This is a genomic window from Phytoactinopolyspora mesophila (assembly GCF_010122465.1).
Classification (GTDB): domain Bacteria; phylum Actinomycetota; class Actinomycetes; order Jiangellales; family Jiangellaceae; genus Phytoactinopolyspora; species Phytoactinopolyspora mesophila.
On the sequence record NZ_WLZY01000002.1, the window covers coordinates 581053 to 595281 of the forward strand.

Here is a 14229-nt window from a genome sequence, read left to right on the forward strand (position 1 = left end):
TCACCGTCCGCGGATCTTGCCCGTGTACTGGAAGATGTACAGCCCGAAGTCGCGGTCGCTGGCGAGCACGTAGTACTGGCCGTCGTTGTGCTTGTGCACTTCGACGCCCCAGAAGTTGTTGCCTCCCTCATCGATGAAGGCGCCCACTTCCTGGATCCCCCGATTGCCGTACTCGGCGACCCGGAAGCCTCCGGCGTAGTACGAGAAGTACGCGAGGCCGCTGCCCTTCCGTGGATCGACAGCTACTTCGTGAACCGAGAGATCGCCGTAACCGATGGCGAACTCGGGATCCTGCGCTTCCGGAATGGCGTACGTGTCGGTCTGGGTGATCGAGCCCGGCTGCCCCGGAGCTCCGGGCACCTTGGTGCGGAACAGTCGCACGTAGCCCCAGCCGGCGAATTCCGCCTCGATCAAGACCTCCGCGCTCGGCGTCCCGACGTCTGGCGTGGCGGATTCACATGCGGCATCTCCGGCAGCGTCCACACCGAGCAACATCAGGCCTGTCTCCCGAGCGACGAAAAGGAACGGGATGTCGCCGACCGCCAGCATGTTGAGCAGCGAGTTGCAGCCCGGGACCGGGCTGTTGAACACGATTCCCGACGTGTAGCCGGCGGCTTGCACGTTGTCCAGCTTGTCCTGGAAGGCACAGACGCCGCGCTCGATGAGGGCGATGCCGCTACCGGCTGGCACGTCACTCGGATCGCAGGCGAGGCCGACGAACGTTGGAGTGCCGTCGAGCGGCTCCTCCTCGGTGACCGGTCGGGCATCACCGGCCATCGCGGCATTGAACTGAGCGCCGGCGAACGGACCCGATGTGATCTCCGCGTGGGTGATCCGGTACGGGCTGAAGTCTTCGTCCGTGCCGATGAGGAACCGGAAGTCGGGGGAGAACTCCGACTGATGCGCGTTGCCCTCAGGGGCGATCTCGTGACCCCGCTTGAGGCGTTCCTCGTCGAGCAGCGCGTAATCGGATTCGGCGATGAGCGTGACGTTGCCCGGCGTCGGGTCGGTGACGTCGAGCAGCACGTAGCCGCCGTCCCAGTAGTTCACGTTCATGACGTACCGGGCGCCTTTGCGGTAGACCATCATGTCGTGGTTGAAGATCGAGGTGAGGTTGTCGGGCTCGTCCTGACCGACCCCGAACTGATCGACGAGGTCCAGAGTGTCGTTGATCATCACCGGGTTCGCCGGATCGGTGATGTCCATGATGTCGACATCGGTGAACTCTTCGTTGTCGACCAGCACGGCGTAGACCTTCTCATCGACGTGCGAGTTCCATGCGAACATCGAGTGGACCGTGTTGGGATTCTGCCGGACGTCGTCGTCGTCGCCGGCATGCTCCACCAGCAGCTCCGGGTTGAGCGGGTCGGTCACGTCCCAGATGTTGATGCCGCCGAGGAACCGGTCCTTGCCTGTGTCTTCAGCGAGGAAGGGGTCGCATGTCTCGTTCTGGTGCAGGAACAACTGCCGGCCGGCGAACGGGCCGAACTCGACGTCGATGACCTGTGCACCCTCACCGGCGTAGTTGCCGTCGGTGGTAGGCATGAATCCGGCTTCTACCGGCGCGGTCGGATCGGAGATGTCAACGATCCAGGCCCCGCCACCGAGACAGTCCGCCGCCCGGAAGGATGTCAGATAGGCGTAGTCACCGAAGGCGGCGACATCCGCGACTCTGCCGGTCATGTCGCCGTCGGTTCCCGCGGGCGCGTCCAGCCCGGCTTTGCCGATGACGGCGACGTTCTCCTGTTTGGGTGGGAGATGCCCGGACGCGAGGCCGTGCTGCTTGTCGCCCAGCACGCCTTCGCCCGGGAACAACTCCTGATCCGAAAAACCGTCGCCATGGCCTGGATGTGCCATGGCGACGCCACTCCCTGCCAGCGCTACCACCGTGACGACTGATATCGCCGTTCGCCGATGCTTCATGTGGCTGTCCTCCCGAGTACAGCGATCCGATCGGATCGCGAACCTGCCCGGCCCTCGGATGGAGGGCCGGGCATCACACGGGGGATGACCTGCAGAGTCAGAGAAATGCTGATCTGCTGGCCACAAGTGTGATTGCGTGAATCTAGTGTCATTACCGGTGTGAGGGAAGCCCCTGCCGATAGTCATGTTCGAGGTCAGGGCCGTTTCATCCTCTAATGCCTGGAACCGCCGACGATTACCTCATGGCAGCACGAACGGGCCAACGATCACCGGGAAGCGGGGGCGGGGCCGGAGCTGCCCCCGACAACGAGGCGGCACGGCAGCAGAACCTGTGTTGGCGAAAGCGGTTCGCCGTCCTTGGTGTCGAGTTGGTCGAGCAGCATCCGCACGCCGAGGCGACCGAGTTCGGTGCTGGGCGGCTCGAGGGTGGTGAGCTTGGGCCGCATCATCTCGGTGACCTGGGTGGACGATGCGATCGAGACAATGGAGAAGTGATCGGGGACCCGCCAGCCGATCTCGTCGAGGGCGTCCATGACCCCCACAACGGCCCGATCGTTCATCACGACCAACGCGGTCATGTCTGGGCTGGTGGCACGCAGCTCGTGGAACGCGGCCTCACCTGCGGCCACGCTGTCACCGCATAGGCGTTCGAGATGCGCCAGGCCGGCAGCCGAGGCCGCGCGCCGGAATCCTTCCGCGGCGCGAACCGTCGGCCCGTAGCCGACGGAGTAGGCCGAAGGTGAGTGGTTGAGGAACCCGACGCTGCGGTGGCCCAGGCCAACCAGATGTTCGATCGCGTCTCGTGTGGTTTGTTCGAAGTCGATGTCGGCGTAGCTGATCGCTCCGGGGTCGCTGGTGCGCCCGATCATGCTGAACGGGATGCCGGCTTGCCGCAGCAGGTTGACGCGCTCGTCGTCGATGTGGACCTCCATGACGAGCGCGCCGTCGATCAACCCCTGACCCGTCAGCTGCTCGAGCTCGTGAACACTGCGAAGCTCGCTGGGGGAGAGGATCAGATGGTAGCCGTGCTCACGCGCGGCGTCGGCCGCGCCGGTGGCGAACTCCATTTCGGTGACGCCCAGGCCGCGCTCGGGTGTGGGAAAGAGCAGCGCGATGATGTGGGTGCGTTTGCCGGCCAGGCCTTGGGCGAGAGCGTTGGGCCGGTACCCGAGCTCTTCCATGGCGCGAAGGATGCGCCGCCGGGTGCTGGCCGAGACCGGCCGCGTTCCGTTGAGCGCATACGAGACCGTGCTCAGTGCGACGTCGGCCCGCTTGGCGACGTCGATCATTCTCGGCGGCACGGCGACCATCCCCGAATGTTGTCAAGGCAGATTGTCGAAGGGCTTCGACAATCCGGGAAACTGAATATTTGCGAACGTCAATGATCAGAGTACATGTTACCCGCCGCCGCACGGCGGCAAGCGCCCGAGCTGTGCCGCTCATTGAACTGCCTGACCAGGTGCGACAGAGTCCGCCGCTGGCTTTGGCGAGCGCTCGGCGGGCTACCTGCCGGAAACATGCTCTTGACCAGACCGACAACCTGTGCCAGATTCGAAGCGCTTCGACCCCGCTGGTTCAGAGACGGGCAACGGGGAAAACCCCTTGCTGCCCGGCCCCTCCAGCACCCTGCTCACCGGTCGTCGCCGACGTCGGGTCGGTGCGGCCACGACCGAGAGGATCACGGAGCCGATGAATCTCAATTCACCTCAAAGGACACGCCGTTCAGGACCGCCGGGCGGTCGCGGACGCCGCTTCTCCACGGTCGCCGGATTGCTCGCCGTTCCGCTGCTGGCGGTCGGCTTCCTTCAGGCACCCAGCGCCGCAGCCGACGGAGATTACCCCTTCCGAGACCCTGACCTGCCGCTCGACGAACGGATCGATGACCTGATCGACCGGCTCACGCTGGACGAGAAGCTCTCCCTGCTGCATCAGTCCCAGGAGCCGATCGAGCGCCTGGATATCCCGTACTTCAAGGCCGGCACCGAAGCGTTGCACGGCGTGGCCTGGTCCAACGATCTATACGACGGCTGGGATCAGGTGCTGGCCACTGACGCCACCGTGTTTCCGCAGGCCGTAGGGCTGGCGAGCACATGGAACACCGACCTGATCGAGAATGTCGGCTCCGTCGTGGGTGACGAACTTCGCGCCTACAACTCCATCGATCCGGTGCTCTGGGGCCTTCAGGTGTGGGCACCCGTCGTCGATCTGCTGCGGGACCCGCGCTGGGGCCGCAACGAAGAAGGCTATTCCGAGGACCCCCTGCTCACCGGCGCCATGGCTACCGCGTACGGCTCGGGACTGTCCGGCGACGATCCGGAGTACCTGAAGGTCGCGCCGGTGCTGAAGCACTACTACGGCTACAACAACGAGGCTAACCGCAGCTTGACCTCGTCGAACCTGCCGCCGCGGGTCAAGCGCGAGTACGCTCAGGCCGCATTCAAGCCGGCCATCTCGGCCGACGCCGTGACGGGCGTGATGGCGTCGTACAACCTGGTCAACGGTCGCCCGACACACGTCGACGTCGACATCGACGAGGTGGTGCGATCCTGGACCGACCGCGACCTGTACAACGTGAGTGACGCGTGGGGCCCGCGGGCACTAGTCGAGCTGCAGGGCTACTTCGACGAGCACGACGAGGCCTACGCCGCGATGCTCAAAGCCGGGCTCGACGGGTTCACCGTCGACGGCAGCGACACCGGCCCCACCATCGAGTTCCTGGAGTCCGCGCTCGACAAGGGCTACCTGACCGTCGAGGACGTGGATTACTCCGTACGTAACGTGCTGTCCGTCCGTTTCCGCCTCGGGCATTTCGATCCCGACGGCGGGCCGTACGCGGACATCGGCGAAGAAGTGTTGGGCCAGCCGGCTCACCAGGAACTGAACCGGCAGACCGCCGAGGAAGCGCTCGTGCTCCTGAACAACTCGGCCGGCACGCTGCCGCTCGACGCGGCGGCGACCGACGAGGTGGCCGTCATCGGCCCGCTGCATGACACCCTGTTCAGCGACTGGTACGGCGGGACCATGCCGTATGAGGTCACGCCGCTGGAGGGCATCACCGAACTGCTCGGGGACGACGCCGCGGTCGATGGGGTCGAAGGGCTGGACCGGGTCCGGTTCAAAGACGTCGAGACGGGCGCATACCTCACCGCCACCGGGACTGGGGCCAGCGACGCGGTGATCGCCGCCGACGAGCCCACGGCGGCCTCGGAGTGGGACTTCAACGAATGGATGGCGGACTACGCCACGCTGCGCAACGCCGACAACGGCAAGTACCTAACCGGCGACGGCGGTGCCTACAACACCTCGTCCGACGAGCCCGGCGGCTGGTACGTCCAGCAGCAGTTCCGGGTGGAGGCCCAGGACGACGGTACCTACCTGATCCAGTACGTCGGTTATGAGACCAACGAGGACTGGTGGTGGATTCCGGAGCACTACATCACCGTCGCCGCCGATGGCTCGGTCGGCACCGGTGCGAAGGCCGACGCGGCCCGCTTCGACCGTGAGGTCGTGGACAGTGGCATCGACGCCGCCGTCGCAGCGTCGTCCGAGGCCGACGCCGCGATCGTCGTCGTCGGGAGCCAGCCGTTCGTCTACGGCCGGGAGATCCATGACCGCGAGACGCTGGCGCTGGGCACCAGTCAGCAAGAGCTCGTCGAGGCGGTCACCGCGGCCAACCCGAACACCGTGGTGGTGCTGGAGACCAGCTATCCGACAACGATGGACGTCGAGCCGGAGACGCTGCTGTGGACCACCCACGCGGGCTCGGAAACGGGCAACGCCGTCGCCGGGGCCGTCTTCGGTGACACGAACCCCGCGGGTCGGCTGACGCAGACGTGGTACGACGGCACGGACGACCTGCCGAGCATCCTCGACTACGACATCATCAGCTCCGGGATGACTTACATGTACTACGACGGGACGCCGCTCTACCCGTTCGGTCATGGGTTGTCTTACACCACGTTCGAGTACTCGAACCTGAAAACCAACGGCAAGGCCGTCGGCGGCAACGGCAAGATCAAGGTCAGCGTGGACGTGACGAACACCGGGGATCTACCAGGCGACGAGGTAGTTCAGCTGTACACCTCGCAGCAGACCTCGCGTGACGTCGTGGCCGACAGACAGCTCCGCGATTTCGAGCGGATCTCGCTCGAGCCCGGCGAGACGACCACGGTCCAGTTCGAGATGCGAGCCGGGGACCTGGCCCGCTGGGACGTCACCCGCGAGACGTGGGTGGTGGAGCGAGCGAGCTACGACTTCATGGTCGGCGCTTCGTCCGATGACATCCGGCAGCAGGCGACGCTGCGGGTGAACGGCGAGACGATTCCGTCGCGGGACCTGTCGGTGACCACCAGAGCGGTCAACTTCGACGACTACTCCGGCATCGAGCTGGTCGACGAGAGCAAGGAGCGTGGTACGTCGATCGAGGGCGACGACGGCAACTGGGCGAAGTTCGCCGACGCCGCGCTCCCGGGCGGATCCGCGACGTTCACCGCCGAGGTGGCGAAGGCCAGCTCGGGCACCGGTTCGATCGAGATCCGGCTCGACTCGCCCACCGGTCCGTTGGCGGGAACGGTGGAGGTCGAGAGCACTGGCGACGTCTACGAGTATGTGACCGCCAGCGCGTCGTTGTCGGATATCGATGGCACGCGCGATGTGTATCTGGTTTTCGACGGCGAGGTGCGCCTAGCCACCTTCTCGATCGAATGACCTCAAGCTACGGCTGACCGGCTCGCCCGGCCAGCCGGTGGTGACTGGCGCTGGCACGGCTGAACTGACCGCCGTGCCAGCGCCGACTCATCGCCAGCGTCCTGCAACCGGAGGGTCAGGGCGCTCGCCTTGAAGGACGTTAGATGATGCCGCGACATTGTGCGCGGTGATCACGAGGTGTCTCCCACATCGACGCGGCAGAGCTCATGTGTCGCGGCCACATGTCCCGAGGTGCTGTGCCGGTGCAGAATCGTCGGCACAGCATTCCTACGATGAGGTTGGTGTGATGGGACCGGTGTCGATCGCGTATGCAGGATGGGCGAGCCTCCGGCGGGCGATGACGGCCGTGGGAATGGTCGCGCTGTTCCTGACGTCGATGGGTGTGGCGGCCGCTGCGGATGGGACCGCGGCCACCCTGGCACCACCGGCCGCGGCCTCCTCTGCTCCGGCCCACCTGGACAAGCTGGGCGACCACACGAACGTCGGCAACGGCTGGGACCGGGTGGAGCATTACCGCGACACCCGGTCCGGATTCGCCCAGGAGCAGTTCCCGCCGGACGGGCGCGGCGATCAGGACGGCCAACGGGTGACCTTCTTCGGCGGCGACGCCCAGCCTCATTCGGCGGAATTCCTGCTCTACCACGCTCCCGGCTGGGACGCCGCCACCGAACGTCGGCCCGTCCTGCTCGTCCATGGCGCGAACGACACGCCCGACAGGGCATGGGCCAACCCGGGGGAGTCCGGCGACTACGGATGTGGGCGCTCGACCTGCCCGTCCACCGGGCTGATGCAGGACCTCGTGGCTGAAGGGATCCCGGTCTTCGCCGTCGGGTTCGCGCACAAACAGGGTGACAACCTGTTGCAGGCCCAGCACGTGGGCAACGCGGTCGCGCTCATCCGCGACAAGACCGGCGCGGACAAGGTCGACGTCGTCGGGTGGAGCAAAGGCATGATGTCCGCCCGGATGTACGTCTCGTCGGTGGCCCCGGCCTGGGGTTCCGGCTATGCGGGCGACGTCGGCCGGTTGATCCTCATCGGCGGACCGAATGGCGGTTACGACTATCCGTTCGCCCACGGCTGGGCGCACAACTTCACCATCTGGCCCGAATGCGGCGGCACCGTCAACGCTCCGTCCCCACACACCCGCATGACCTGCTACGGGGCCTACACACACCACCCGGAGTTCTCTTTCGTGTCGGATTCCGGATGGGACGTCTATCCAGGACAACGGCAGATGCTCGCCCGGTGGGACCACGTCTACGGGATCAACACCGCCGCTCAAGACTGGTACACGACGTATCACGGCGGGCAGGGCTTCTACACCCGTGGTCCGGGGATCCAGGCGGCGATCGACGCGGGCTCACTGATCTCGCAGATCCGCGCGGCTGGCACCCCCGGCGACGTCAGCGTGTACTTGCTGGCCGGCGGCGCACCGACCATCACCGGCATCTGGAACGAGACCCGGGGTCCGAGCGACGGCGTCGTGTTCGTCTCGAGCGCGCTGGACACCACCGGTATCGGCGACGTCGGCGGAACTCGCCTGGCTGGTGCGGTCAACCACCTGGAACTCGGCTGGCATCCAACGGCCCGGGACCAGATCATCTCCTGGCTCCAGTGAAAGGAACCGTCGACCTATGACAACTCGACTCCGGCCCGGCGTTGTGTCGGCCCAGGTGCCCACGGCCCGGCTCGCTGTTCATACGCTCCATTGCGACCGGACCGGCGAGCCCGTGGTGTTCATTCACGGCAACGTCTCGTCCGCGTTGTTCTGGCAGCAGAGCATGCTGGACCTGCCGGAGCGGTACCGCCCCATCGCCGTCGACCTGCGCGGCTTCGGCGACACCGAGGCCAAAGAGGTCGACGCCACCCGCGGCCTGCGCGATTATGCCGACGACGTCCGTGCGGTCCTGGACGGTCTCGGGCTGGCGGCCGTCCATCTGGTGGGCTGGAGTATGGGCGGCGGCGTGGCCATGCAACTACTCCGCGACGACCCCGCGCGGGTGCGGTCGCTGACCCTGGTCAATCCGGTATCGCCGTATGGCTTTGGCGGCACGCACGGCCCTGATGGCGTGCTCAATGACCCGTCCGGAGCGGGATCCGGAGGCGGGTGCGCCAACCCGGACTTCGTCGCTCGCCTCGGCGCGGGAGACCGCTCGGCCGACGCTCCGACCGCGCCGCGCTCGGTGTTCCAAGGCGCCTACGTCCACCCCGGCTACCAACCGGGCGACGATGCTGAGGTGGAGACCTACCTGGACTCGATGCTGACCACCCGGATCGGTGACGGCCACTACCCAGGTGATCTACAGTCCACCGAAGTATGGCCCGGCGTAGCTCCCGGTGAGCATGGCGTGCTCAACGCGATGTCGCCGGTCCACTTCCGCATCGACGACCTGCACACGATCGAGCCCAAGCCGCCCGTGACGTGGATCCGGGGCGAGGGCGACGTGATCGTCTCCGACACGTCGCTGTTCGACCTCGCCTATTTGGGCTCCATCGGCGCCGTGGAGGGCTGGCCCGGGGACCGCGTCGCGCCGCCGCAGCCGATGATCGCCCAGACCAGACATGTGCTGGAGCGGTATTCGGCCGCCGGAGGGGCATACACGGAGACGGTGATCGAGCAGGCCGGGCACAGCCCGCACATCGAACGGCCGAAAGAGTTCATGGCCGCGCTGGTCGCCGGTCTCGACGCCGGGAGCCGCGTCGAATGAAAGCCGCGGCCGTTCCGGTCGGCGGCGGTGAACTCGCGGCCCTGGTCTGGGAGGCATCCGGAGAGGCGACGCACGCCGCCCGCGACGCGCTGCCGGTGCTGGGTGTACACGGCATCACCGCGAACGCGGCTGCATTCGGGCGCCTCGCCGCCGAGCTCGGCGGCCGGCGTCTGCTGATCGCTCCCGACCTGCGTGGCCGTGCTGGCAGCGCCGGCCTGCCGGGGCCGTTCGGGCTGGCCCGGCACGTCGGTGACCTGATCGCGGTGCTGGACCACCTCGATATCGACCGGGCGATCCTGGTCGGCCACTCGATGGGAGCGTTTGTCGGGTGCCTGACGGCCGCCCGGCATCCGGAGCGAGTTGGGGGAGTGGTGCTCGTCGACGGCGGTCTGGCCCTGCCTATGCCAGCGGATACCGACATCGACGCTATGCTCGGCCCCGCCATGGCACGCCTCGGCATGACTTTCGCTGACCTGGACACCTACCGCGCGTTCTGGCAGGCGCATCCGGCGTTCGAAGACCGGTGGAACGAGTACTCGGAGGCCTACATCCGGCGCGACCTCACCGGACAGCCGCCCGCGCTCCGCTCGGCTTGCAACGAGACCGCGATCCGGGCCGACGGCGCCGACGTGTTGGGCGATCCGGACACTCTCGGTGCCGTTCACCGGATGCCCCGTCCGGCGCGGCTGCTCTGGGCCTCGCGCGGGCTGATGGACGAATCTCCGGGCCTGTACACGCCGGAGCGGCTGGCCGAGCTGAACGTGCCCCTGCCCGCACGTGAACTGGCCGATGAGAACCACTACTCGGTGCTGTTCTCCTCAGCCGTCCGGGAGATCGTCGCCGAGATCGACGCCGTGGCGGAGCAGTCCGTTCACGCGTAGCGCCAGCTGGAGTTCCAGCGCGCGTTCCGGCTCGTTCCAGTCGGCGCCGATGAGCTGAGAGATCCGGTCGAGCCGCTGCGACACGGTGTTGACGTGGACGTGCAGCGCATCTTTCGCCCGGATCAGGCTGCCGCCGCTGGCGAAGTACGCCGCGAGTGTCTCCACGAGTGCGGTTCCGCGTTCGGCGTCGTAGTCGACCAGTGGGCCGAGGGTACCGGCGACGAAGGACCCCGCGTCGTGGTTGTCGCCGAGCAGCACCCCCAGGAAGCCGAGATCGGCCGGCACCGCGGCCGTGCCGGAACGGCCAAGAGCGTGCAGCGCTTTCAGGCACCGCACGGCCTCGCGGTGCACCCGGGGAAACGAAGCCAGGCCGTTGGTGGGACCCGACGCGGCCGCGGTGAGCTGGGTTCCGATGGCGGTACGCAAATCCGCCGCCACCGTGGCGACCCACTCTTTCGGACTCTCCGCGGGCAGCGCCAGCACGGTACGCCCGTCGCGCCTGCCGGCCAGCCCGCGGCGGACCTCGGCGATATGCCGCGCGGCGGCATCCAGCCGCTCCGGGTCAGCGTCCGCAGCATCGGCTACGACGATGACGTAGGGCTGTTCCGGATCGGTGGCGACCCGGCGGGCTCGTTGGCGCAACGACTCGGGGTCGCCGCGGGGTGTATCGAGCACCTCGTCGAGCAGTTCACCGCGGACACGATGTTCGGCGTCGCTGACCGACCGGCGCCGGAGCAGCAGCAATGCGGCGACGACGGCCGCGCGTTCCAGGATGCGTTGCTCGGCGGCACCAAGCTCACTCGGGCGATGCAGGATCAGGGCGACGAGCGGTTCGCTGCCCGCTGCTGCGGCGGCCACCCACGTGTCGTGGCTGGTGCCTGACCGAACCACCCGTGCCTTGGCCAGTGATTCAGTGATGGCCTGCGCCAGCGTGTCGTCGTCGTTCCTCGTGCCGTCGGCCGGATCGACGAGTTTCACCGTGCCCCCGAGCAGTGCCGCGACAGCCGCGGTGATGTCCTCGGTATCCGCGCCCCGCAGGAGTAGATCGGTGAGCTTGTCGTGAGCGTCGGCGGCGCGTTCGACCTCGTCGGTGCGGGCCCGAAGCTGGGCGTTCACGGCGTTCAGCTCGTCGAGCGCGGTGCGGGTGCGGTCGATCAGGTTGGCGGAGTCGATGGCGATCGCCGCGTGGGTGGCGAGGGAGCGCAGCAACGCGATCTCGGCCTGGGCGAACGGGCGTTCGCGCCGGTTGGCGGCGAACAAGACGCCGATCACCTGCCCGTTGAGTTCGAGCGGCACGCCGAGGATGGCCACCAGACCTTCCTCGCGTACCGCGGAGTCGATCAGCTCGGTGTGGGCGAACCGGTCGTCGGTGAAATAGTTCGCGGTCACGTACGGGCGCGCGGTGGCGGCGACGAGCCCGCCGAGTCCCTCACCAGGGCCGAGCCGCACCTGCTGGAACTGTGCGGACACCGACCCGGAGGTGACTCGCATGGTGGTGTCCTCGGAGTGTGCCTCGCGCAGCGTGAGGTAGGCGATGTCGGTGCCGAGCAGGGCACGGGCGCGGTCCACGATGGCCCGCAGTACCTGGTCCAGATTGCGCATCCCGGCGAGGTCGTTGGCGGTTTCGTACAGGGCAGCCAGCTCGGACTCGCGTCGCCGGTAGTCATGCAGCAGGGCACGGACCTTGAGCGCGGCGACCTTCGCATCGTCGACGGCGGCGAGTTCGGCGTCCGTTGCGCCCGCGGAACGTGTTTCGATGACGGGGCGCTCGTACTCGACCGCGGGTGCATCGTTCAAGAGCATCTCGAAGTATGCGGCGATGGTCGCGTCCACGCCGTCGGGCGATCGCCGTGACGCGTCCTCACGATCGTGACTACCGTCGTTGCGCTCGTTCGTCATTGGCACCTGTCAGGTTGTCGGTCAGCCCGCCGACGGATGTCGATGGTCGCGCTGACCGTATTCTCTCGAATGGCACGGTAGTCTGTTCGAATATGGGGCGCACGGCACGGGACGGGTTTCAGTTGCTGCGGCAGCTGGCAGTGGCGGGGGATCTTGCTGCCTTGTGTGACCGCAACGACGTCGCGCTCCTGGTCGTCCATGGCAGCGTCGTCCGGAACCACCTAGACACCGAACCCCGTGATCTTGACCTGGCGTTTCTTGGTCGGATCGGAGCGAGGGCCGACGTGGTCGGATTGACTAATGAGCTGATCGATGCGGGTCGTTACGGCCGGATCGATCTTATGGATCTCGATCAGGCAGGGCCGGTGGCGAGGTCGCGTGCGCTTGCTCCGGACGCCATTGTTCTTCATGAAGAGCAGTCCGGCCTCTTTGCGCAGGAGCAGATCCGGGCGATCACCGAGGAGATGGAGACACGTCCACTGCGCCGGCTGGACCTGAAACTCATGGCCGCCTGATGAGTAGAAGGTCGCTCGACGCTGACATCATCCGGAACAAGCTCGACGCTATCGAGCGCTCGCTGCAGACTTTGGTGAGTATAGGCAACATCGATACCGAGCGCCTTGACCATGATCCGATCATCGCCGCAGCTGTCGAGCGGTTGATCTGCCGGGTGGTAGACCTTGCCGTTGAGACGAACACTCATATCAGCGCCTCCGTCCTTGCGCGCTCACCTGGTGACTACCGGGAGAGCTTTGACTTTGCACACCGCGCCGGTGCCTTGGACAGCGAACTGTTGAAGAAGATCAAACCATCGGTAGGTATGCGCAACGCGATTGTTCACGAGTACGTGAAGGTCGACTACTCCATCGTTGCCACCGCTGTCCCCTTGGCTATCGAGGTCTACACCGACTACCGCCGCCAGGTGGCCGCCTTCACTCTGGCGCACATCGAGGATGCTAGCTCGCCAGACGGTGCGGCACCGTAGTGTCAGCATTCGACAAGAGATCTGGCCGCTGACATCAATCAGCCCGCAGTCCAGCCGCCGTCGACGGTGATTGAGGTGCCGTTGACGAATGACGCCTCCGGCCCGCACACGTAAGCCACTGCGGCGGCCACTTCTTCCGGCTCGACGAGCCGCTTGATCGGACTGCGTGCCAGCAGGACGTCTTCGACGACCTGGTCTGCGGAGATTCCGTGGGTCTCGGCCTGCGCGGCGATCTGGTTCTCCACGAGGGGTGTGCGCACGTAGCCGGGGCTGATGCAGTTGGACGTGACGCCCTTCGGGCCGCCCTCGAGGGCGGCCACCTTGGAGAGGCCTTCGAGTCCGTGTTTCGCCGTGACGTAAGCCGACTTGAACGCCGACGCGCGCAGCCCGTGTACCGAGGAGATGTTGACCACCCGGCCCCAGCCTTGCGCGTACATGTGCGGCAACGCGGCGCGGACAAGCCGGAACGGTGCCTCGACCATCAGCCGCAGCATCATCGAGAAGCGCTCTGGTGGAAACTCTTCGAGAGGGCTGACGGTCTGCACGCCGGCATTGTTGACGATGATGTCGGTGCCCACGGCCAGCGAGGAGGCTAGGTCGAGGTCGGTGAGGTCAGCCACCTGAGCTTCGCCGCCCGCCTCTGCCGCCACCGCTTTCGCGGCGGCTTCGTCGATGTCGACGACGAGCACGTAGGCGCCCTCGGCAGCCAGCCGCAGCGCACAGGCCCGGCCGATACCGCCGCCCGCGCCGGTGACCAGCGCCACCTTGCCGGACAGGTCAGATGCGGAGCTCATGCACACACCCTAGGCGTGGCGTGGTAGCCGGCACATGGCGTCTGGGCACATCGTGGGGCGGAGCGACATGTGAGAACACCCCATGCTGCGCTGAGCCTCTACATCCTCCGCGCCCGCCCCGACCGCGACCCCGACCCACGCCACCACCCCGAACCCAACCCCGAACCCCGCCCCGAACCCGAACCCCGCCCCGAACCCGCGTTGATCATGGGCAGATGGCACCTATTGGAGGCCCAAAAGGCGGCAGACGCCCATGATCAACGGGGCGGGCGGGGGCTCAAGTACGTGCGGGACCACCGATCTTGGGAATGAATGCGCTCGCTGCAGGGGTT

Annotated in this window: 11 protein-coding genes; 7 read left to right on the top strand and 4 right to left on the bottom strand. The window is 66.7% G+C overall.

The genetic code is table 11. From position 1 onward, the window contains the following. Entirely contained in the window at positions 1–1923 is a 1923-nt protein-coding gene (locus tag F7O44_RS08785; protein ID WP_162449831.1) for a PA domain-containing protein, read from the bottom strand. Positions 1924–2189: 266 nt separating this feature from the next. Then, positions 2190–3233 carry a LacI family DNA-binding transcriptional regulator gene (locus F7O44_RS08790; protein ID WP_162449832.1) on the bottom strand — a complete coding sequence of 348 codons (1044 nt, stop codon included), beginning with the start codon at positions 3231–3233 and terminating at the stop codon, positions 2190–2192. Positions 3234–3612: 379 nt separating this feature from the next. On the opposite strand from F7O44_RS08790, the gene F7O44_RS08795 reads away from it, so the two are divergent. The 4 genes from F7O44_RS08795 to F7O44_RS08810 all read left to right on the top strand — a co-directional run bounded on the left by F7O44_RS08795 (position 3613) and on the right by F7O44_RS08810 (position 10219). Next, positions 3613–6630, top strand: a complete 3018-nt coding sequence (locus F7O44_RS08795; RefSeq protein WP_162449833.1) for a glycoside hydrolase family 3 C-terminal domain-containing protein — start codon at positions 3613–3615, stop codon at positions 6628–6630. Positions 6631–6916: 286 nt separating this feature from the next. Further along, complete coding sequence (locus F7O44_RS08800; RefSeq protein WP_222851194.1) at positions 6917–8248, top strand: esterase/lipase family protein; 1332 nt, start codon at positions 6917–6919, stop codon at positions 8246–8248. Positions 8249–8264: 16 nt separating this feature from the next. Next, entirely contained in the window at positions 8265–9338 is a 1074-nt protein-coding gene (locus tag F7O44_RS08805) for an alpha/beta fold hydrolase (RefSeq protein WP_162449834.1), read from the top strand. Continuing rightward, positions 9335–10219: an alpha/beta fold hydrolase gene (locus F7O44_RS08810; RefSeq protein WP_162449835.1), complete on the top strand. Its 885-nt coding sequence runs from the start codon at positions 9335–9337 to the stop codon at positions 10217–10219. The genes F7O44_RS08805 and F7O44_RS08810 overlap by 4 nt, the downstream gene beginning before the upstream one ends. On the opposite strand, the gene F7O44_RS08815 is transcribed toward F7O44_RS08810, so the two are convergent. Further along, positions 10157–12118, bottom strand: a complete 1962-nt coding sequence (locus F7O44_RS08815; RefSeq protein WP_162449836.1) for a helix-turn-helix domain-containing protein — start codon at positions 12116–12118, stop codon at positions 10157–10159. The two genes, F7O44_RS08810 and F7O44_RS08815, sit on opposite strands and share 63 nt — an antisense overlap. 92 nt (positions 12119–12210) lie before the next feature. Between F7O44_RS08815 and F7O44_RS08820 the strand changes: the two genes are divergently transcribed. Both F7O44_RS08820 and hepT read left to right on the top strand, forming a co-directional pair. Beyond that, positions 12211–12633 (top strand): hypothetical protein, encoded by a 423-nt coding sequence (locus F7O44_RS08820; protein ID WP_162449837.1) that lies wholly within the window; start codon positions 12211–12213, stop codon positions 12631–12633. Next, positions 12633–13103 (top strand): type VII toxin-antitoxin system HepT family RNase toxin, encoded by a 471-nt coding sequence (gene hepT, locus F7O44_RS08825; protein ID WP_162449838.1) that lies wholly within the window; start codon positions 12633–12635, stop codon positions 13101–13103. The genes F7O44_RS08820 and hepT overlap by 1 nt, the downstream gene beginning before the upstream one ends. 38 nt (positions 13104–13141) lie before the next feature. Here hepT and F7O44_RS08830 read toward each other — a convergent pair whose 3' ends face one another. Then, positions 13142–13897, bottom strand: a complete 756-nt coding sequence (locus tag F7O44_RS08830; protein WP_162449839.1) for a 3-hydroxybutyrate dehydrogenase — start codon at positions 13895–13897, stop codon at positions 13142–13144. A 69-nt stretch (positions 13898–13966) separates the two neighbouring features. Between F7O44_RS08830 and F7O44_RS08835 the strand changes: the two genes are divergently transcribed. Continuing rightward, the gene (locus F7O44_RS08835) at positions 13967–14209 is read left to right on the top strand and encodes a hypothetical protein (protein WP_162449840.1); all 243 of its coding nucleotides are present in this window, start codon (positions 13967–13969) and stop codon (positions 14207–14209) included. The last annotated feature ends 20 nt before the right edge of the window (positions 14210–14229 follow it).

Bases quoted from the DNA above. Each gene is read 5' to 3' on its own strand.
- F7O44_RS08785 (WP_162449831.1), bottom strand. From the start codon at position 1,923: ATGAAGCATCGGCGAACGGCGATATCAGTCGTCACGGTGGTAGCGCTG.
- F7O44_RS08790 (WP_162449832.1), bottom strand. From the start codon at position 3,233: ATGGTCGCCGTGCCGCCGAGAATGATCGACGTCGCCAAGCGGGCCGAC.
- F7O44_RS08795 (WP_162449833.1), top strand. From the start codon at position 3,613: ATGAATCTCAATTCACCTCAAAGGACACGCCGTTCAGGACCGCCGGGC.
- F7O44_RS08800 (WP_222851194.1), top strand. From the start codon at position 6,917: ATGGGACCGGTGTCGATCGCGTATGCAGGATGGGCGAGCCTCCGGCGG.
- F7O44_RS08805 (WP_162449834.1), top strand. From the start codon at position 8,265: ATGACAACTCGACTCCGGCCCGGCGTTGTGTCGGCCCAGGTGCCCACG.
- F7O44_RS08810 (WP_162449835.1), top strand. From the start codon at position 9,335: ATGAAAGCCGCGGCCGTTCCGGTCGGCGGCGGTGAACTCGCGGCCCTG.
- F7O44_RS08815 (WP_162449836.1), bottom strand. From the start codon at position 12,118: ATGACGAACGAGCGCAACGACGGTAGTCACGATCGTGAGGACGCGTCA.
- F7O44_RS08820 (WP_162449837.1), top strand. From the start codon at position 12,211: ATGGGGCGCACGGCACGGGACGGGTTTCAGTTGCTGCGGCAGCTGGCA.
- hepT (WP_162449838.1), top strand. From the start codon at position 12,633: ATGAGTAGAAGGTCGCTCGACGCTGACATCATCCGGAACAAGCTCGAC.
- F7O44_RS08830 (WP_162449839.1), bottom strand. From the start codon at position 13,897: ATGAGCTCCGCATCTGACCTGTCCGGCAAGGTGGCGCTGGTCACCGGC.